Annotated in this window: 19 protein-coding genes and 1 riboswitch; of the genes, 10 read left to right on the plus strand and 9 right to left on the minus strand. The window is 41.8% G+C overall.

Features of this window, described 5'->3' with window-relative positions:
• Nucleotides 1-40: 40 nt before the first annotated feature.
• Complete coding sequence (gene ptsG / locus ACQEXS_RS00785; RefSeq protein WP_427010926.1) at nucleotides 41-1,471, plus strand: PTS glucose transporter subunit IIBC; 1,431 nt, start codon at nucleotides 41-43, stop codon at nucleotides 1,469-1,471.
• A gap of 167 nt (nucleotides 1,472-1,638) precedes the next feature.
• The gene (locus ACQEXS_RS00790) at nucleotides 1,639-2,043 is read left to right on the plus strand and encodes a hypothetical protein (RefSeq protein ID WP_427012490.1); all 405 of its coding nucleotides are present in this window, start codon (nucleotides 1,639-1,641) and stop codon (nucleotides 2,041-2,043) included.
• Nucleotides 2,044-2,099: 56 nt separating this feature from the next.
• On the opposite strand, the gene ACQEXS_RS00795 is transcribed toward ACQEXS_RS00790, so the two are convergent.
• The 3 genes from ACQEXS_RS00795 to ACQEXS_RS00805 form a co-directional block, all read right to left on the minus strand.
• Nucleotides 2,100-2,195, minus strand: a complete 96-nt coding sequence (locus ACQEXS_RS00795) for a MetS family NSS transporter small subunit (protein ID WP_367988597.1) — start codon at nucleotides 2,193-2,195, stop codon at nucleotides 2,100-2,102.
• Nucleotides 2,192-3,658, minus strand: coding sequence for a sodium-dependent transporter (locus ACQEXS_RS00800; protein ID WP_427012491.1), 1,467 nt, complete (start codon nucleotides 3,656-3,658; stop codon nucleotides 2,192-2,194). Before ACQEXS_RS00800 ends, ACQEXS_RS00795 begins: the two co-directional genes overlap by 4 nt.
• Before the next feature lie 466 nt (nucleotides 3,659-4,124).
• A complete protein-coding gene (locus ACQEXS_RS00805) occupies nucleotides 4,125-4,715 on the minus strand; it encodes an outer membrane beta-barrel protein (protein ID WP_427012492.1) in 591 nt (196 codons plus the stop codon).
• Between the two features lie 152 nt (nucleotides 4,716-4,867).
• On the opposite strand from ACQEXS_RS00805, the gene ACQEXS_RS00810 reads away from it, so the two are divergent.
• From ACQEXS_RS00810 to ACQEXS_RS00835, 6 genes are all read left to right on the plus strand, one after another.
• The gene (locus ACQEXS_RS00810; RefSeq protein ID WP_367988599.1) at nucleotides 4,868-4,957 is read left to right on the plus strand and encodes a YnhF family membrane protein; all 90 of its coding nucleotides are present in this window, start codon (nucleotides 4,868-4,870) and stop codon (nucleotides 4,955-4,957) included.
• A 13-nt stretch (nucleotides 4,958-4,970) separates the two neighbouring features.
• Complete coding sequence (locus tag ACQEXS_RS00815) at nucleotides 4,971-6,146, plus strand: patatin-like phospholipase family protein (protein WP_427012493.1); 1,176 nt, start codon at nucleotides 4,971-4,973, stop codon at nucleotides 6,144-6,146.
• Nucleotides 6,147-6,305: 159 nt separating this feature from the next.
• Nucleotides 6,306-7,982 (plus strand): GGDEF domain-containing protein, encoded by a 1,677-nt coding sequence (locus tag ACQEXS_RS00820; RefSeq protein WP_427012494.1) that lies wholly within the window; start codon nucleotides 6,306-6,308, stop codon nucleotides 7,980-7,982.
• 315 nt (nucleotides 7,983-8,297) lie between these two features.
• Nucleotides 8,298-9,515 (plus strand): glucose-1-phosphate adenylyltransferase, encoded by a 1,218-nt coding sequence (gene glgC, locus ACQEXS_RS00825; RefSeq protein ID WP_427012495.1) that lies wholly within the window; start codon nucleotides 8,298-8,300, stop codon nucleotides 9,513-9,515.
• Nucleotides 9,505-10,962 (plus strand): glycogen synthase GlgA, encoded by a 1,458-nt coding sequence (gene glgA, locus ACQEXS_RS00830; RefSeq protein ID WP_427012496.1) that lies wholly within the window; start codon nucleotides 9,505-9,507, stop codon nucleotides 10,960-10,962. The genes glgC and glgA overlap by 11 nt, the downstream gene beginning before the upstream one ends.
• A 151-nt stretch (nucleotides 10,963-11,113) precedes the next feature.
• The gene (locus ACQEXS_RS00835) at nucleotides 11,114-11,917 is read left to right on the plus strand and encodes an alpha/beta fold hydrolase (protein ID WP_367988605.1); all 804 of its coding nucleotides are present in this window, start codon (nucleotides 11,114-11,116) and stop codon (nucleotides 11,915-11,917) included.
• Here ACQEXS_RS00835 and ACQEXS_RS00840 read toward each other — a convergent pair.
• From ACQEXS_RS00840 to torD, 5 genes are all read right to left on the minus strand, one after another.
• Nucleotides 11,911-12,228, minus strand: a complete 318-nt coding sequence (locus ACQEXS_RS00840) for a DUF2007 domain-containing protein (RefSeq protein ID WP_367988606.1) — start codon at nucleotides 12,226-12,228, stop codon at nucleotides 11,911-11,913. The genes ACQEXS_RS00835 and ACQEXS_RS00840 overlap by 7 nt on opposite strands.
• The gene (locus ACQEXS_RS00845; RefSeq protein WP_427010921.1) at nucleotides 12,228-12,920 is read right to left on the minus strand and encodes a TVP38/TMEM64 family protein; all 693 of its coding nucleotides are present in this window, start codon (nucleotides 12,918-12,920) and stop codon (nucleotides 12,228-12,230) included. The genes ACQEXS_RS00840 and ACQEXS_RS00845 overlap by 1 nt, the downstream gene beginning before the upstream one ends.
• A gap of 175 nt (nucleotides 12,921-13,095) precedes the next feature.
• Complete coding sequence (locus ACQEXS_RS00850; RefSeq protein ID WP_367988608.1) at nucleotides 13,096-13,686, minus strand: TfoX/Sxy family DNA transformation protein; 591 nt, start codon at nucleotides 13,684-13,686, stop codon at nucleotides 13,096-13,098.
• A gap of 108 nt (nucleotides 13,687-13,794) precedes the next feature.
• A riboswitch (cyclic di-GMP riboswitch) is annotated at nucleotides 13,795-13,880 on the minus strand.
• A 142-nt stretch (nucleotides 13,881-14,022) separates the two neighbouring features.
• Nucleotides 14,023-15,030, minus strand: coding sequence for an HTH-type transcriptional repressor PurR (purR, locus tag ACQEXS_RS00855; protein ID WP_427010920.1), 1,008 nt, complete (start codon nucleotides 15,028-15,030; stop codon nucleotides 14,023-14,025).
• A 230-nt stretch (nucleotides 15,031-15,260) separates the two neighbouring features.
• Nucleotides 15,261-15,908, minus strand: a complete 648-nt coding sequence (torD, locus tag ACQEXS_RS00860) for a molecular chaperone TorD (protein WP_427010919.1) — start codon at nucleotides 15,906-15,908, stop codon at nucleotides 15,261-15,263.
• Between the two features lie 238 nt (nucleotides 15,909-16,146).
• On the opposite strand from torD, the gene torR reads away from it, so the two are divergent.
• Nucleotides 16,147-16,860, plus strand: a complete 714-nt coding sequence (torR, locus tag ACQEXS_RS00865; protein ID WP_367988611.1) for a two-component system response regulator TorR — start codon at nucleotides 16,147-16,149, stop codon at nucleotides 16,858-16,860.
• 72 nt (nucleotides 16,861-16,932) lie between these two features.
• On the opposite strand, the gene elyC is transcribed toward torR, so the two are convergent.
• Nucleotides 16,933-17,736, minus strand: coding sequence for an envelope biogenesis factor ElyC (elyC, locus tag ACQEXS_RS00870; RefSeq protein WP_427010918.1), 804 nt, complete (start codon nucleotides 17,734-17,736; stop codon nucleotides 16,933-16,935).
• A 115-nt stretch (nucleotides 17,737-17,851) separates the two neighbouring features.
• On the opposite strand from elyC, the gene cmoM reads away from it, so the two are divergent.
• Nucleotides 17,852-18,634: a tRNA uridine 5-oxyacetic acid(34) methyltransferase CmoM gene (cmoM, locus tag ACQEXS_RS00875; RefSeq protein ID WP_427010988.1), complete on the plus strand. Its 783-nt coding sequence runs from the start codon at nucleotides 17,852-17,854 to the stop codon at nucleotides 18,632-18,634.
• The last annotated feature ends 1 nt before the right edge of the window (nucleotide 18,635 follow it).

Here is an 18,635-nt window from a genome sequence, read left to right on the forward strand (position 1 = left end):
TAGAACCCAATAACACATATAATTTTTCAGGAGCATGAACATGTTTAAGAACCTTTTTGCTAACCTGCAAAAAGTTGGTAAGGCTCTGATGCTTCCAGTATCAGTTCTTCCAGTTGCGGGTATTTTGTTGGGTGTTGGCGCCGCCAACTTTTCTTGGTTGCCAGAAGTTGTTTCACATTTAATGGAACAAGCGGGTGGTTCCGTTTTCGGTCAAATGGCTTTGCTGTTTGCCGTTGGTGTTGCACTAGGTTTCACGAATAATGATGGTGTATCTGGTCTATCTGCGATTGTCGGTTACGGCATTATGACCGCTACGTTAAGCGTTATGGCTGACGTAATGGGTGTAGATAAGATCGATACAGGTGTACTAGGTGGTATCCTAGCTGGTGGTGTTGCTGCATGGGCATTTAACCGATTCTTCAAAATTCAATTGCCGGAATACCTTGGTTTCTTCGCTGGTAAACGTGCAGTGCCAATTATCACTGGTTTTGTTTCTATCGCACTTGGTGTTGTATTGTCATTCATTTGGCCACCAATTGGATCTGTAATCGCTTCATTCTCAGATTGGGCAGCACACCAAAACCCTGTTACAGCATTTGGTATCTACGGTATCATCGAACGTTCTTTGATTCCTTTTGGTTTGCACCACATTTGGAACGTACCATTTTTCTACGAAGCTGGTACTTGTGTAAATGGTAGTGGCGAGGAAGTTCATGGCATCATGACATGTTTCCTAACTGCTGATGATGCATCACGTGCTGCAGGTAATGGTTTCGGTCAATTAGCGGGTGGTTATCTATTTAAAATGTTCGGTCTTCCTGCTGCTGCTTTTGCTATTGCACATTCAGCTAAACCAGAGAACCGTGCAAAAGTAATGGGTATCATGGCGTCAGCTGCGTTAACTTCTTTCTTGACTGGTATTACTGAACCAATCGAGTTTTCATTCTTATTCATTGCTCCAGTTCTATATGCAATTCATGCGATTCTAGCTGGTTTAGCTTATGTGTTGACAAATTCACTTGGTATTATCCACGGTCATACATTCTCGAACGGATTTATTGATTTTGTTGTTCAGTCTCCTCGAGCAGAAAATATACCTCTGTTAATTGGTCTTGGTGTTGCGTACGCAGGTGTTTACTATGTTGTATTCCGTGCAGTAATTAAAGCGCTTGATCTTAAAACTCCAGGTCGTGAAGACGAGTCAGACGATGAAGCGACTGCAACGGGCTCTGAGCTAGCTGCTGAACTTGTTGCTGCATTTGGTGGTAAAGAGAACATCACTAACCTAGATGCATGTATCACACGCTTACGCGTATCTGTTGCTGATACTGAAATCGTTGATCAAGACAAGCTGAAAAAGCTTGGTGCAGCGGGTGTTGTTGTTGTTTCTGGTGGTGTTCAGGCTATCTTTGGTACCAAGTCTGATAACCTTAAGACAGAAATGGACGAGTGGATCCGCCATCACGGTTAATCCCCATACGTAAATAAAAAGGAGGCTATTTAGCCTCCTTTTTTTGATCTTTAGAAACTAGCCTTAACACCGGCTTAACTTTTGTCTGACATCCATTTCCTATGCGTTAAGTATAAAAAGAACAGTGTTTTTTATTCGAAAATAAACATCTCAATAGAGGAATGTGTATGAGAAAGGTTTTAGCGATGGCTTTTATTGTCGCTTGTGGAACTGCAGTCGCTGCAGAACAAGAAGCAACGAGTCTGTCTGTTGGCATGGCAGTGGACCAACAGTTGAGTGTGGTGGCTGAATTAAATGAGCAATATCGCTTCATACTAGGTAATGAAGGTGTGGCATTTGACTATATTATTGCCCGAGGCCATTTTGAGGAGCATCAACCTTTGAGCTGGTATGTGGGTGCTGGTGGTTGGGCTGAATGGAAAAATGATTTTGGAATGAGAGTACCACTTGGCTTGAGTTATCAAATTAGTAAAGGGTGGGATGCTTATGCGCAGGTTCAGCCTGAGCTGAACTTGTATAAAGGGCCTGAGTTACAAATAGGTGGTGCGTTAGGTATTAAGTACACATTTTAGGTAACAAAAAGCCGACATTCATAATGTCGGCTTTTTATCAGTTGAAAGGTGATTAACTACTGCTTATTCATGGCGCGTTTGATGCAAATTGCAGCTCCGCCCCAAGTAATGCCTAAGCCTAGAACCATCATAATGATTGCACCTGTTGTCATGAGCGAACCTCCCCACGGTTAGTCGCGTTAATAATGATAGCGTAAACAAAAAGCGCTCCAATGACAGCCCAACCCAATGTTAGATCGTAGCCACCGTAGCCTTCAGTGAATAAGGTTTGCAGTTTGGTGGCTAGGATAACCGCCAGCATGACAGGCGTGATAAAGCGCAAGCAGATGTCAAACCAAACACCGATAGAGAAATCAGAAGTACTGTTTACATAGTTGCGGACTTCAGGAACTTTGTTGAGTAGCCATGCCATTAGAATGATCTCGATTAGGCCACCTAGCATGATACCGACATTATTAGCAAAGTGGTCAACAAGATCGAGTAGCAGTAAGCCACCGTTTGTTGCAAAAGCCATTGATACGACTAAGCCGACACCTACCACGATATTTGCTGCTTTCTTACGGCTCCAGTTCAGTTTATCCATTAGAGCTGAAGTCACCGCTTCCATAATAGAGATATGCGAACTTAGGCCAGCAACAACAAGTGCAAAGAAGAACAGTGGACCAAGGATAAATGGTGCAGGGAGCAAGTTAATTGCGGCTGGTAGGGTTACAAATGCTAAACCAACGCCAGCAGAAACCACTTCAGTCAACGGTTTACCTTGCTCTTGTGCCATGTAGCCAAGAACTGAGAAGATCATAATACCAGCAAGGATAGAGAAGCCACAGTTGATAAGTACGGTCATGAAAGCATTGTTGGTAATATCTGACTTCTCAGGCAAGTAGCTCGAGTAGGCAAGCATGATTGCGAAACCAATACTTAACGTGAAGAAAATCTGACCATAGGCTGCGGCCCATACTTTCACATCCCATATCTTGCTAAAGTCTGGCTCAAACATATAGTTCACACCATCAAGAGCACCTGGCAGGAATACCATGCGTCCAATTAGCAATAGAACCATAACAAATAAGATTGGCATCATGATTTTTGATGCGCGCTCAATACCAGCCTTAACACCCGTATGGATGGCGACATATGTTATCGCCCAAGCTATGAGCATTGCAGCTGCGATCTTCCACTGAATACTACCTAGATTGGTTGGTGAGTTATCACCTAAACCAAGGTATTCACTAAAGAAAAATGCGTTTGTGTCGGTTCCCCAACTTTGGGTAAATGACATCCCAAAGTATGAAATAGCCCAGCCGATAACCGCAACATAGTAAACGGCAATCACTGCGGCTACACCAACTTGGAACCAGCCTAGCCATTCAAATTTAGAATGGATTCGACCAAGAGTTGCAGGTGCGCTCCCTCGATATTTTTGACCCATACTGAATTCGAGGATCATAAAAGGAATACCTGCGGTGAGCATGGCAAAAAGGTAAGGAATAAAAAAGGCACCGCCACCATTCTCGTAGGCCATATAAGGGAAACGCCAAATGTTTCCTAAGCCGATTGCTGACCCTACAGCTGCTAGAATAAATCCAGCACGGGATCCCCATTGTTCTCGCTTCATATTTAGACTCCTATAACAACTCCCTGAGGAATGAAGCTTTCTTGATATACGTTATGGTCGATGTTGAGCTCGAATAAATGCTCTATCTTCCGTGATTGAACCAATTTTTGGTTTATTGTTTTGTATGCATCAAGAAAAATTAGAATATTGTTCTTTATTGTTCGATGTGTGTTTGCGAAACCTGAAATAATCAGCTGCGCATGTTTTACAGACTAACCACTAATGTTAGTTAACGCAATAGAATATAAATGTTAACTTATGGTGTTCTGGTGGTATTAAGTTTGTTTGAAATGGATTCTGGTGGTATTGCTGGGAGGGTGTTGAACATTTGATTTTGCAATAGTTCTATCTTTAGTCTGTATTTTAGTTTTTTATTCTATTGTGAATAAATAGAGTGTATGACTGAAAAACATACACTCTGGCTTGGTATTTTGCTGAATTGTTAAAATTATCAACTAATTAACAATTAGAAGGTAAAAGTAACCCCAATGTTTGCGGAAACTTGATTCATCCATTCTGTTTTAAATCGAATGACACACGGTCCTTCAGAGGATGGGATATGGCAAACACCGCTGGTATCGTTGTCAACTGCGGTCCCCAACCAGCGTAGCTGTGAGTTGAGGGCAAGATTGTCAGTAATCGCATATTCAAAGCCACCATATACACTGGCAGAGAAGCCGTACTTGTCATCAACCCAATCTGCATCGACATAAGACCCCCCTAAACCTAAACCCAGATATCCAGAAAATTGGTTTTCAAGCGGATAATAAATAGCGCTCTGGAACAACAAGTAGTGGATGGTCGAGCTCGCATTAACCTCTTCGACGTCACTACTTTGTGCGGAATAAAACATACCGACGCGACCATTATCTAAGTCGGTTTCAACCGAAAGCGCATAGTTCTCAGACGGTTTGATATCAAACTCTGCTCCATCTTGATTTTCAACACTACCACCTGCGGTGTAACCCACCCATGGCGTTAAATAGATGTCTGCTTGTACTACAGGAGTAAAAGCAAAAGACGTCATCAGTAACGCAGCTAACGTTGTTCGTTGCATTTTCATATCCTTTGAAATTAGGTAAACGATTAAAACTTTTAAAAACACTCACTTATTGTGATGTTAACGCCATAATTAAGCACAAAAAAAGAACAATAATTGAAGACGCTTCACAGTGATGTTATTACTTTGTTAAAGGTAAGGAGGTCTCTATGGAACATGATCTAAAATTCGCTCTTGTTGTTACCGTCACTGTCTTTACTGTGTTGATTGCATTTGGTCTAGTGGCAATCACGCACTAGTGCGGTAATTCAGATGCCCAACAGCGGTATCATTTCTAACGCTGCAACATTAGTCGATGTTACTCGACTATCGAAATACACCGGAGGCAAAAATACTTTGGTGGCCCAAGGTGGCGGTCAGCGAGGTATTTTTACATCCGGTGTGTTGGATGCCTTCCTATTATCAAATTTTGATCCTTTTCATGAGTTTTATGGCACATCCGCAGGTGCGTTGAATGTCTGCGCATTCTTGTGCCGACAACAAGGAATAGGGCGCGCGTTCATTAAAGAACTCACCACAGATCCAGATTTCTTCTCTTTATTTGGTTACATACGGCGGAAGCAGTTTCTAGGGCTAGATTGGGCTTTAGATAAGATTTGCCATTATCCATATCAGCTGGATATTGATATGGGTCAGCTTGCCTTAGGAGAAAGAAGAGCTTTCGCTGCCGTGACTGATACAACAACACTTGCTGACCATTACTTACCAATGTTGAATGAGGATTGGTATAAAGTTCTGATCGCAACATGCGCAATCCCAAGGCTCTATGACAAGCAAGTAGAACTTGCTGGAAATTGGTATGTGGATGGGGGCGTCTCTGCTTCCATTCCAGTACAAGAAGCGTGGAGAAAAAACGCCCGTTGTATCATTGTGATCCGTACAGAAGGAGAAGATTTAGAAACTTCGCATAAGAACATTGCTGTTGAAACGAAAGAGGTGGAATGGTTTGAAGAGTCTTTTCAGCTTATTCACCAGCAGTTTCAATCAAAATTGGCGGAATGGAAATCTGATTGGAATGAGTTTTTTACCCAACAAATTATTCGTTCTAAAGAACAAAAGAAAGATCAGTTACATCTAGAGTCTTTAAATGGCGGTCGGTGGCTATTCGGAGCGGATGATATATACAGACTAAGCCATTTGCTAGGAGATAAGTTCGACTCAGGACTTGCGGACATGCTGATGGTCCATTATCAAACATATTCTCTCACACAGGAATTTCTTGAAAACCCACCTGATGATTGTTTTGTTGTGCAAATCAAACCCTCATCTCCACTTAAATCATCATCGCTATTGAGTGAGCAAGAAGATCTCGAGCATGATTATCAATTAGGGCTAGAAGCCGGTTTTCGTTTTGTGGATGTGTTTAGCCAATGTCATCATTCCTCGTTTGTTATCAAGCAACCGATACGTACAGTGAACGCAAATTAGCTATCTAATTGTAAAATTGTCATTTTTATCATTCAGTATCGCGAGTCAGTTAACAAAACTCTGTTCGGGGGAGGGTTATTAATACATGTCTCATTTTGATACTTTGTTTAGAATTCATATCGTGTTATTTGCTTATTTAATAGAGATAAGTGGGTAAATATGACCTTAAAGCTCCAGACATTATTTTTTTCTGTGCTACTAAGTATCGCAATAAGCGGAACATTGTTTTTCACTGTCAGAACCATACTCGATGGCGTTATTAACGAGCTTTTATGGAAATACGGCGAAGTGGCTACCCATTACGATATCGATCGTACGCTATCCCCTATACTGCAAGAGATTCACTTAGTTCAGGAGCTGTCACAGCATCCAAATATCATTAGCTGGACACAAAAGCATGATGATGAGATCTATCGCTTCGTTGCTGAGCAGACACTAGAGCGATATCGTTGGCGATTTGAAGCAAAAAACTTTTTTATTGCTGTGGACGCCGACGCTTCATTTCATTTCAATAGTGTTGCCTCCGTAAGGGGACAATCATTTTTTCGTTACTTCCTTTCAAAGAATCGACCACAAGATAATTGGTATTATCATCATAAGAATAGTGAAAGCCCATTGGCACTCAATATGGCTGAAGATAGTCACCTAGGGATCACTAAATTATGGGTTTATCAATCTATTATCAAAGATGGGGAGTTCTTAGGCATTGTCGGGACGGGGTTAGATGTCGAGCCTTTTGTTGAGACATTAACACAATACCAAAACCCTGAACTTACAACAGTTTTCATTGATCAAAGCTTTAAAGTGCAGCTTCATAGTAAATCTGGCGTAATACAAAGCATTCCTACCGAAAAGCATAATATGACGGACTTCTTCGATGACCCGAAAAGCTACCTTGCGGTGCAGTCGTTAATGGGAAAGCAAAAGAGGGGTGAAGAAGCAAGCTCTATTATGATTGAAGGAGAGGATGGAAAATCCATGATTTCTATCCACTATATCGATGCGCTTGGCTGGTATGAAGTCACGTTTGTAAATCTAGAAGGTATTGTTCCTGCGAAGACAATAGATGTGCTCATATACGTTACACTGGCATTGACTGTGGTACTCGCGTCGCTGATTTATATGCTTTGCCTTAAAAAGTTTGTGTTACCTATTGAAGCCGCTAAACGGCAGTTACAACGCATAAGTCCATGCCATGAACATGGCCCTTGCAGTGAGCTTTGGCATTTGCAAACCAACATTGAACAGGTGGGTAAAGAGCTGATACAAGCCAGAGGTTCAATTGAGCAACTGGTGTCGGTTAGAACCTCAACGTTATATCAGATGGCGATGCTTGATCCCACGACTGGACTACTGAACCAGAAAGGGATGGAGCGAGAGTTGTCAAATGAATTGGCCAGAGCAAAAAGAGAAGATTATTGTTTTGGCTTATTGTGGTTGGACGTTGAAAAGCAAGGTCAAGATACGAGTGTTGAGCAAGAAGACAACATTCTTCATACGGCGGCGAAAGGTATTAAAACGGCGGTACGAGAATATGATTCCGCCTGTCGTTGGCATGATGGTGAATTTCTGGTTTTAATTCGTTCAACCGAAGCAAATTCGTTAGATGCTATTGCTTCTAGACTAAATCATTATATTGATGAGTGTGTTATTGCCGAGCCGTCACTATTTGAAGATTATACCTTATCCATTGGCGCCATTATGATTGAACCCGAGCTGACATTAAAACAAGCGTTAGCAAAAGCTGATGGAGCACTTTACCTGGCCAAAAATAAGGGAATAGGAAACACACATATCATTAATGACAAATGCCTTGATGCCTCCGCAACTACTTAGTTTTTATCACTACCAATTAAATCTCATATAGATCCTGTCATATCCGGTGAGTATATCTGTGTCAGCCATTGTTTTGTGAGCTGAATCAGGCATATAAAAGTAACCAGATGAACATTTCGCGTATGTCGTATTTTAAATTGTAATCTGCAACGAAATGGTTACTTTATAGTAAACCTTTTGCGCATTGTTATGCTGTCGGTTTGCTGCCGAAGTATGGTGACTTGCAATAACATGGACTCGTGAGTTGGCGTAAAAGGGGAAAGGTATCTCGATATGTAGATATCAATAAGCCAAACAATAAAAGGAGAGATAGTAATGGCTGGCGTTTTAGGCATGATTCTGGCTGGTGGAGAGGGCTCTCGTTTACGTCCCCTGACGGAGAGTCGCAGTAAACCCTCGGTTCCCTTTGGTGGAAGCTATCGTTTAATCGATTTTGCACTAAACAATTTTGTTAATGCAGATCTCATGAGAGTTTATGTACTCACCCAATTTAAATCGCAATCTTTATTCCACCACCTTAAAAAAGGGTGGAATATCAATGGTATTACCGATCGTTTTATTGACCCTATTCCAGCTCAAATGCGCACAGGTAAACGATGGTATGAAGGTACCGCGGACGCCATTTATCAAAACCTTGGTTTTATGGAGTTGGCAGAACCTGATCAGGTGTGTATTTTTGGTTCCGATCATATTTATAAGATGGACATCAAACAGATGCTTGAGTTTCATAAGCAAAAACAAGCGTCTCTAACAGTTTCGGCGTTAAGAGTGCCACTCGAAGAAGCGTCTCAATTTGGAGTGATTGAAGTCGATGAAGAGGGGAAAATGATTGGCTTCGCCGAAAAGCCTGAATCACCGAAAGCCATTCCAGGAGATCCTGCACATTCTCTCGTCTCAATGGGGAATTACATCTTTGAAGCACAAGCTTTGTTTGGTGAGTTAATTGAGGATGCGGACAACCCTGAATCTTCCCACGACTTTGGCAAAGATATCATCCCTAAAATGTATCCTCGTGGCGACGTCTTTGTATATGACTTTAGTAACAACCAAATTCCAGGTGAAAAAGATAACGTCTATTGGCGTGATGTGGGCACCATTGACGCCTACTGGCAAGCGCATATGGATTTACTGGAAAAAGACGCGCCATTTTCACTGTATAACCGTAAGTGGCCAATGCACACCTATCACCCACCTCTACCACCGGCTACTTTTTCTGACTCTGTTAATGGTCGGGTACAAATCATTGACAGTTTGGTGTGTAATGGGAGCTATATCCGCGGCTCTCGTATCGAAAAATCAGTGCTAGGCTTTCGAACAAATGTTGCTTCTGCTTGCGATATTAGTGAAAGTATCCTGCTCGGTGATGTAAAAATTGGCGAAGGTTGCGTTTTACGTCGTGTGATTATTGATAAGGATGTGGATATTGCACCTGGTACTGAGATTGGCGTGAACTTGCAGCAAGATCGTAAGCTTTATCATGTATCAGAAGAAGGCATTGTCGTTATCCCTAAAGGAGCAAGAATTGGCTACTGATACATTCTCTATTTTGTTTGTTGCATCAGAAGTTGAAGGCTTGATTAAGAGTGGTGGTTTGGCCGATGTGGCCAAAGCACTGCCAGAAGCACTTTCTAAGCTTGATCAAAATATTCGTATTGCTTTACCTGCGTATGGGCAAATTACTGGTATTAAGCAATGTAAAGTCTTGCTTGATACGCGACTCGATACTTGGCCTCATACTCAATATAAAGTGCGGCAAACAGAAGTCGCTGGTGTCATGGCGTATGCAGTAGAGTGTCCGGAGTATTTTGACCGCCAAGAAATGTATGCGGAACAAAACCAAGCTTATAAGGACAATGGAGAGCGTTTTGCTTTTTTTAGCGCTGCTTGTTTGGATATGCTTCCTAAGCTCGACTTTTTACCAAATATTATCCATGTCAACGACTGGCATACCGGGCTGATCCCATATTTATTAAAGCATCGTTATCACTCGACGCCTTTTTATTCCTCTATCAAAACTATCCTTTCCGTTCACAATGCTGTATTTAAAGGGCAGTTTCCTTTCGAAGAGGTTCAGTGTATTCCTGAATTCCACACACGATTTGCACCGGAAGCACAGGTGAGTGGCTCACACATTTCCATGCTCAAAGCCGGTGTGATGTGTGCTGATAAAGTGAATGCGGTAAGCCCACGCTATGCCGAAGAACTCAAAACGGATCTGGGAAGCCATGGGATGGGGGAAGAGTTTCTCTCTAGAGCAGAAGATTTAGTCGGCATTCTAAACGGGTGTGATTATTCTGCTTGGGATCCGCGGCATGACCCTATTATCCCGGTAAATTACCATGGTGATCTTAAGAGTATGCTCCAAGGGAAGAAGGCGTGTAAGCGTGCTTTACAGCAACGGGTTAATTTACCTGAAAAAGACGTTGCGGTTTATGGCATGGTTTGCCGATTGACTCATCAAAAAGGCGTGCATTATTTTATGCCCGTTTTAAAAGAGTTTTTACGCAATAATTTACAACTTGTGGTTGTAGGGACTGGTGATCCTGTCTTTGCTTATCAGCTTGAACATATTGCAGAAGAGTTTTCGGATAACTTTGTTTTTGTAAATGCGTACGACAATGAGCTCGCTCATTTGGTGGAGGCGGGAGCCGATTTCTTCATTATGCCTTCAGAATTCGAACCTTGTGGTTTGAATCAAATGTACAGTATGGCTTATGGTACGTTACCTATCGTTCGCTCCGTCGGCGGGCTAAAAGATAGCGTCACGGACTACGATGAAGATAATACTAAGGCAACCGGATTCGTTTTTCATAAGCCTGAACCTGAGGCTTTATTGGCCAAACTTCAACGAACATTTTTACTCTATTTACAATCGCCACAAGAAATTCAACGAACTCAATGCTTTGCTATGCAACAAGACTTTTGCTGGAATAATGCTGCAAATGAGTACTTGAAGTTATATCAATCGACTCAGAATTGAGAAAATGAAAGGCGCATTGGCGCCTTTTGACATTTTGTTACGCCCTTTCCCGAACAATTGTAAGGAATTGACTTAAGCTGAATATATTCAGTCATGTTCTGTGATATTCTTCGAAACTCGAATTTGTTAAACCTAAATTATTCGAAAAGATATGTCAGATAGTTTGCTATTTCATAAAACGTTTCTTCATCCAACTAGCTCTGAATGGGTTGTCTTTGTCCATGGAGCAGGGGGGAGTTCGTCTATCTGGTATAAACAGATCAAAGCATATAAAGCTCACTTCAATCTTTTATTGGTTGACTTACGAGGGCATGGAAAATCTAACGAGTTGCTTAAAGGGTTGATGTCTAATCAATACACGTTTAAAGCCGTGACAATGGATATTCTCCGCGTTCTTGATCACTTAAAGATACAGTCCGCTCATTTTGTTGGTATGTCTTTGGGAACCATCATTGTTCGAAACTTGGCAGAGCTTGCTACTGACAGGGTACAGTCGATGGTGTTAGGGGGGGCGGTCACAAGGCTGAATACTCGATCTCAAGTGTTGGTTAAGTTAGGGAACCTATTTAAACACATCGTGCCTTATATGTGGCTATACAGCTTATTTGCTTATATCGTCATGCCACAAAGAACTCAGAAAGAGTCACGCCATTTATTTATCCGGGAAGCCAAGAAATTATGCCAAAAGGAATTTAAACGCTGGTTTATTCTGACGGCTGAAGTGAACCCGCTTATGCGTTACTTTAAAGATAGAGAGCTTCCCATCCCGACGTTATATCTGATGGGAGAACGGGATTATATGTTTATTCAACCCGTAAAAGAGATGGTTGCGGTGCATCAAGAAAGCCATTTACTTGAGATTCCCGATTGTGGTCATGTATGTAATGTTGAGCGCTCTGACGAATTTAACAATCACTCCATTGCCTTTATTCAAAAGCAAATTGTAGCTCAATGACTTTCCGGTAACGCTCCACAGTTCCAACATAAACCAAATTGTGATTCATTCTCCTCCCCGCACAGGTGGCAATACCAGCTAGGTGCATTGCTGTTTCTCTGCGCTTCGTACTCCTCAATAATTGATAGAGCTAAAGTGTGTTTGGATGGGGCAAGTAACCATATATAGGCATTGGTCTCTGGTGATATAGGTAATTCGCCTTGCAAGCTAAAGATACCTTCTCCTCTAACCTCACAAGAGACATTCTGAGTTTTTAAAAGCTCACACAGAATGTGAGCTTCGGTTGGGTTTTTGGCAATGTAGATTTTCACTACGCTTTTCCATTCTCCGCTGAAGGTGAGACGCGAATTTTCGCCATGATCCATTTAGCAATGACTGGGAATAAGCCAAGCAGAGCAAAAGAAACTAAGACTGATGGAGAAACAATACCGGATAGGCTTTCAATTTGCGCAAGCTGTGTACCTGCATTAAGGTAGACGGCCGTTCCTGGGAGCATGCCAAGTTGGCTTACCAAATAAAATCGCAACGTTGTGATTGGTGTTAACCCCATTAGTAGGTTTATGAGGAAAAAAGGAAAAACTGGAATTAAACGTAGAGAGAATAGGTAGAATGCCCCGTCTTTTTCAACCCCATTGTTAATTGCAGTCAACTTATCACCAAACTTACTTTGCACCCACTCTCGTAATAAGAAGCGGCTACTCAAAAAGGCGAGCGTCGCACCGATCGTGCTGGCAAATGAGACAAGCAGTAAACTAGTCCAAAACCCAAATAAAGCGGCGCCAAGCAATGTCACCACTGCCGCTCCAGGAATAGAAAAGGCAGTGATGGCAACATAGGCAAAGAAATAGGTTGTTGCTGCAATGAAGAAATTGTTTTCAATAAAGTTTGCTAGTTCAAGCTGCTGAGCTTTTGCGTTTTCGAGTGTGAGATGTTGGCCGAAATTCATTGCCAGAAATATGATGGTCACAACCAGTAATACACCAAGAATGAGTTTTTTATTCATACAGATAGCTCCCATGACCAATTGGCTCAATTAACAAAAAAAGAAACATAAAAAAGTAACAATAGCATTTAGTTTTAAATGGTAGTACTAAGCTATTAGAACAGGGAGAGGGGCAAAAAATTTCAAATAATAAAAAACCAGCGACGAGCGCTGGTTTTTATTGGTCAATATAGAGTTACTTCAAGCTACTCATTAATTCTTCACGTCGGTTTTGAGGGATCACCGACCAATGAGTGCCTTTAATTGCTCCTTCCAAAGCCCACAGCAGTTCAATGCTGACATCTGAGGAATGAGTCTGCTGAATCGCTTTAAACGCTTCTACTGCGCCTTTCTCTTCCAAATTCTCGACTGAATCAATACCTGCTTTTTTGAGCATGCGCTCTGTAGCAAGTCTTAGGTTAGGAAGATCTTTTAAGCGTTCAGGTTTAGCCTTCGCTTGAGTTGTTTTCTCTTGTTTTGCAACGACTAGCGCTTTTTGAGCTAGAGAGATAATACGTTCTTTATCGTCATACCATGCTTCTGGCATAGCGAAGTATTTAGTGACAACCGGGAAGCCGCGTTTTTTATAAACATAAGGCTCTAACCCTTGAGATTTAAACATTTCCGCGGACTGCTCGTCTGCTCTGATGTGTAACTTATCGTTTACCACCAATGCGAACATAGTGCTGTCTGCGAAAACTCCAAAGCCACCAAACATTGAACGAGATTTTATGCGCCCTAGTTGTTCAAAGAGTCGCATTGAGTCTTTTAGTACTGGTTTATCCATGCTGTAAATTCTCGGTGTATAGTTATACGCCACCAATGCAGGTCCGAGAGATTAGCAAAATAATGCAGATGTATTGTCAGTAAGGAGTTAACAGTTTGCATTTTTGCCATCGGCAACCCCGCTACCTTGCAGTTTCCTGTGTAGGCCGGAGGCTTTGCGTCCCATCCTTTCGGATTGGTTTGCCCTGTGCGTGGCTTAATTTATTCCACTAAAGAATAAATAATATTTGAGGTAAGTATCACACTCTGATGGTCTAAATGTGATCTTAATTCAGATATTTACTTGTTTGTTGTGTTTGGTTGGCAGAAAAAGCCGATACCGAACAGTACAAAGTTACTAGCTATTGATTTTTTTAACAGTATTTCGCTCGACAATTTCGGGATGCATCTCAAAAACACGTTTTTCATGTTCTTTGTCTTTGATTCGTTCCAGTAATATTTCGAACGCGTTTTTACCAACACGGCGCTTTGGTTGGTGAACGGTTGTGAGTGGTGGCGAGAAATACTCTGCAAGTTCAATATTGTCATAGCCAATAACAGACATATCTTCAGGAATGCGGATTCCTTTCTGTTGAAGGCGGCTCATTAAGCCTAATGCCATAGTGTCATTAAAGCAGAATATTGCAGTTGGTTTCTTGTCCATGGCGACAATTTTATCCGCAGCCAATACCGCAGTGTCACACTCAAAGTTACCTTCAAGGATCCAGTCTTCATTGACGGCTAAATTGGCTTCTTTCATCGCGCGTTTGTAGCCTAGAATACGTTCTTGGCAGGCAGCTTTTTCAAAATGGCCACTGAGACAAGCAATATCTGTGTGCCCGTGGTTAATCAGATATTTCGTGGCAAGGTAGCCACCTTCTTCAGAATTGTCGATGATCTTATCAGCTTGCGAGCTTTCTGGGCCCCAATCCATCACTACTTTTGGGATGTCAGCGTGACGATCGAGCATTTCACTCAGTTCTTCTGTTAGGTCAGAACACATCACCAAGATGCCATCTACGCGCTTTTCCGCAAGCATACGAATGTAATCTCGTTGTTTTTCGTAAATACCACCTGTATTACACAGGATAAGTGTATAACCTTGGCGATAGCAGTAACTTTCTACGCCATCAATCACTTCTGAGAAAAACAGGTTTGTAGATTGGGTAACAAGCATACCGATCGTGCGAGTCGTGTTGCATTTTAAGCTACGAGCAACCGCACTCGGAGCGTAGTTTAGCTCCTTGACGGCTTCCATCACTTTTTCTTGAGTCGCTTCAGCAACAAATCGAGTTTTGTTGATCACATGAGAAACGGTGGTGGTAGATACGCCAGCAAGGCGAGCTACATCTTTTATAGTGGCCATAGGTTTGTCCTGTCGATGACTGCCACAAATCTCTATTCTGATTTTAGAATAATTTGGCAGAAAGTATCAGAAACACAAAAACCGCTTTTAAAGAGCGGTTTGTATTTTACATTATTCGTTTTTATCGTTTGCGGTCTCGATTTTAGACCGCCAAATTCTCACTGGCAAATAAAAATAGCAATTAAGCTCGTGCTTAAATCACAATTTAACTAACCATAAAGCTGACTTGATTAGTTACCAGCTAAATAAACGCAATCTAACTCAAGAAATGCAATGGTTAGTTGGCTAATCGCAGCGTAAAAACCAAATTCGTCCAAAGACTGACACTTATCACTAAATTGAGGTGTCCAATTTAGAATGTGTTTCTTAATAAATTGCTCTTGTTCTGCAAGTGCTTCTTCCATGTGGCGCTCTTGTTCAAGCTCATTAGAACGAATGATCAGGTTGCCGAGAAAGTCGAGTTCAATAGCAATATGGTCAGCAGGTTCATTTAGGTTTTTATCGATAGCAATGCCGTGCTGCTCCATGATGGTTTGCATTTCTTTAGCTGGCTCATCATTTAAAAGACCGGATTTACCCACGTACATAGATGCATATGGTAGGGCGGAATCCTTATCCGACTTCAAGAAAATGTCACAAAAGTCTGCCGCTAATTCTAACTGTGCATCTTCGCGATCCATTAAGCGGTTTAGAGCGTCAATCAACTTGTCTGACGCGGTTTTTAAGCTTTCGTTTTCGCCCAATCCAGTCAAAAAAGCGCGAATTTCTGGTGAATGATATTGTTCAATATCTGTTTCTGTTAGCTCTCTAGCAAACACACTTGATAGCCACCAGTATATTTCTGCTCGCTTTTCATTAAACGCCTTGATTTCTTGCATTATGCGCGACTCCTAGTATCGGTATATAGTTAGTTTAACGAATAAAAATGAATAGCGGTAATATGTGTTGTGACAAATAAAGCCCAATTATTCGAAAATATGAACCGTTGGTCGACATTTGTTCTGAATCAAGAAAAAATCACCTTTCTTGATTTTAGAATGATAAAAGCTAGATATGTTACGAATTATGAATAGAATATAACGGCAAATAATTCCATATACAATATGAGTAGTGTAGATGAGCTATCACGTACTAGTAGTTGAAGATGATGCGGTCACTCGCAGTAAACTGGCAGGCTACTTTCAGAATGAAGGTTACTCTGTCAGCGAGGCTGATAGTGGTGAAAAAATGCGCGAGATGCTACAGGCCAATGAAATTGACCTAGTTATGTTAGACATTAATCTTCCAGGAGAAGATGGTCTGATGCTTACTCGTGAGCTTCGCAGTCAGTCTGATATTGGGATTATCCTGGTGACAGGACGCACGGATAGCATTGATAAAATCGTTGGCCTCGAAATGGGTGCAGACGACTACGTAACAAAACCTTTTGAGCTGCGTGAGCTATTGGTTCGAGTGAAGAACCTATTATGGCGTATATCTAATGCTCGAAATGGCTCTGAGCGAGATGACGCGAAGAAGCAAGATGAAAATGTGGTGCGTTTTGGAGAGTGGACGTTTGATATTCAGCGTCGAGCTCTGAGCCGAAATGGCGAACCCGTCAAATTAACCAAAGCAGAATACGAATTACTTGTCGCACTGTCTTCGTACCCTAACCAAGTCCTTAGTCGCGAACGTATTTTGAATATGATCAGTCACCGTGTTGATGCACCAAATGACCGTACGATTGATGTTCTGATCCGCCGTATGCGTGCGAAGATGGAGTTTGATCCGAAGAACCCACAAATTTTCGTTACCGTTCATGGTGAAGGTTACATGTTTGCTGGTGATTAATACCAAGGTATGAATCAAATAATATAAAAAGCCGAAGCATTTGCTTCGGCTTTTTGTTTTTTAATCTATGGATTAAACGTTACTTTGAGAAGATTCCAGCGCTTTTTCTTCGTAATCAGAAGCCCAATCGCGAAGTGTTTGCCAGATAGTTCCAAGCGTTTCATGCCAATAGCGCTCTGTTTGCTCTAAATAACGTGCTTTAGGCGCATATTTTTCCCAAAACTGAGAGACATTACTTTGTGCTAGATAGTTAGTTGGAGCAGGGTAAGGCGTTAGACCCGCGGAGTGAAATTCATTCAAAGCGCGATTCATATGGCTAGCTGAAGTGACAACAACCAGCTTTTTGCGTTGAACAAAGGCTGCAGCTTGTCTTGCTTCCTCCCAGGTATCTTTTGCCGTTTCCAGTAAGATAATATCAGATTTAGATACACCTAAGGCTAAGGCTACTTTTGCCATCATGCGAGCATTACTGACTTCTGAGCCTCCAGCATAGCCAGACAAGATCAATTTTGCGCCAGGGTACATACGTAAAATACGGATTCCCTCGCTCAAACGCATTAACCCAGCGCGGCTGAGTTCAGATGTGGGCGGGATTTTATCGTCCACCACATGACCACTGCCTAGTACCATGACGTAGTCGATCGATTCATCGACAGGGAAAAATGCAGAATATTGGCGCTCCAAAGGCATAAGAAGGCGTGAAGACACAGGTTGGAATGCGATCAAAAAGAGCCCAATGAATGAAAATAATACAATGAAACACCCAGTTTTCTGTTTACGTGTAAACATGATCAGCATTAAGCCAGCGAAACCGATGAAAAGCATCGCAGGTAATGGCATGAGCAAGGATGAAACCATTTTTTTCAGCTCAAACATACTTAAATAGTCCGAAAAAACATCAATTGATTATAAATTTAAGAGAAAGCCTCTTTATTCCTGCTTTCCTTGTGACAGAATAGCAGCACGATTAGTTATGATACCCCAAGCTGCTGTGACTGAAGATCGCAATTTCGACGATATTGCCCACAAATTTGCAAAAAATATTTACGGTTCAGGGAAAGGTGAGGTGCGCCAAGTGATTGTTTGGCAAGATCTTCAGCAAATTCTCTCTGAACTTAACGCTGAGAATAGCTCAATTTCCGTATTAGATGCGGGAGGTGGCTTGGCACAAATGTCGCAAAAGCTTGCTAAGCTCGGACATCAAATCACGTTATGTGATCTATCTTTTGAAATGCTGCAGCTTGCCAAGCAAGATATTGCAAAAAATGGCGTGCTTGAGCAGTATCGCCTGATTCATTCGCCAGTCCAATCGATCTCCGAACATATGGAAGAGCCGGTTGAACTTGTGATGTTCCACGCTGTGATGGAGTGGTTAGCTGACCCGCATACGGCGTTGCAAAAAGTTTTAGAGCAGGTTAAGCCCGGTGGTATTGCATCAGTGATGTTCTATAACCACCATGGCTTAGTCTATAAAAATGTAGTGTGTGGCAACCTACCGCATGTGCTTGATGGCATGCCACACCGGAAACGATTTAAATTACAGCCACAGAAAGGCTTAATTCCAGCCGATGTTTATCAATGGATTGAAGATGCTGGTTTTGAAATCTGTGGTAAATCTGGGATCCGCTGTTTTGCTGACTATATAGGAAATATGGAGTATATGGGGGATTACCAGTTTGAAGATGTACTGGCACTCGAACAAAAATTATGTCGACAAGAGCCATACCTCTCATTGGGTCGATACATTCATGTATGGGCCAAAAAAGAAAAATAAG

Source organism: Vibrio sp. TRT 17S01 (genome assembly GCF_050113695.1).
Lineage (GTDB): Bacteria > Pseudomonadota > Gammaproteobacteria > Enterobacterales > Vibrionaceae > Vibrio.

Bases quoted from the DNA above. Each gene is read 5' to 3' on its own strand.
- ACQEXS_RS00845 (WP_427010921.1), bottom strand. From the start codon at position 12,920: ATGAATAAAAAACTCATTCTTGGTGTATTACTGGTTGTGACCATCATA.
- elyC (WP_427010918.1), bottom strand. From the start codon at position 17,736: ATGTTTGAGCTGAAAAAAATGGTTTCATCCTTGCTCATGCCATTACCT.
- ACQEXS_RS00800 (WP_427012491.1), bottom strand. From the start codon at position 3,658: ATGAAGCGAGAACAATGGGGATCCCGTGCTGGATTTATTCTAGCAGCT.
- ACQEXS_RS00815 (WP_427012493.1), top strand. From the start codon at position 4,971: ATGCCCAACAGCGGTATCATTTCTAACGCTGCAACATTAGTCGATGTT.
- ACQEXS_RS00810 (WP_367988599.1), top strand. From the start codon at position 4,868: ATGGAACATGATCTAAAATTCGCTCTTGTTGTTACCGTCACTGTCTTT.
- torD (WP_427010919.1), bottom strand. From the start codon at position 15,908: ATGCAAGAAATCAAGGCGTTTAATGAAAAGCGAGCAGAAATATACTGG.
- ACQEXS_RS00835 (WP_367988605.1), top strand. From the start codon at position 11,114: ATGTCAGATAGTTTGCTATTTCATAAAACGTTTCTTCATCCAACTAGC.
- ACQEXS_RS00820 (WP_427012494.1), top strand. From the start codon at position 6,306: ATGACCTTAAAGCTCCAGACATTATTTTTTTCTGTGCTACTAAGTATC.
- glgC (WP_427012495.1), top strand. From the start codon at position 8,298: ATGGCTGGCGTTTTAGGCATGATTCTGGCTGGTGGAGAGGGCTCTCGT.
- ACQEXS_RS00850 (WP_367988608.1), bottom strand. From the start codon at position 13,686: ATGGATAAACCAGTACTAAAAGACTCAATGCGACTCTTTGAACAACTA.
- ACQEXS_RS00805 (WP_427012492.1), bottom strand. From the start codon at position 4,715: ATGCAACGAACAACGTTAGCTGCGTTACTGATGACGTCTTTTGCTTTT.
- ACQEXS_RS00795 (WP_367988597.1), bottom strand. From the start codon at position 2,195: ATGACAACAGGTGCAATCATTATGATGGTTCTAGGCTTAGGCATTACT.
- ptsG (WP_427010926.1), top strand. From the start codon at position 41: ATGTTTAAGAACCTTTTTGCTAACCTGCAAAAAGTTGGTAAGGCTCTG.
- torR (WP_367988611.1), top strand. From the start codon at position 16,147: ATGAGCTATCACGTACTAGTAGTTGAAGATGATGCGGTCACTCGCAGT.
- ACQEXS_RS00790 (WP_427012490.1), top strand. From the start codon at position 1,639: ATGAGAAAGGTTTTAGCGATGGCTTTTATTGTCGCTTGTGGAACTGCA.
- purR (WP_427010920.1), bottom strand. From the start codon at position 15,030: ATGGCCACTATAAAAGATGTAGCTCGCCTTGCTGGCGTATCTACCACC.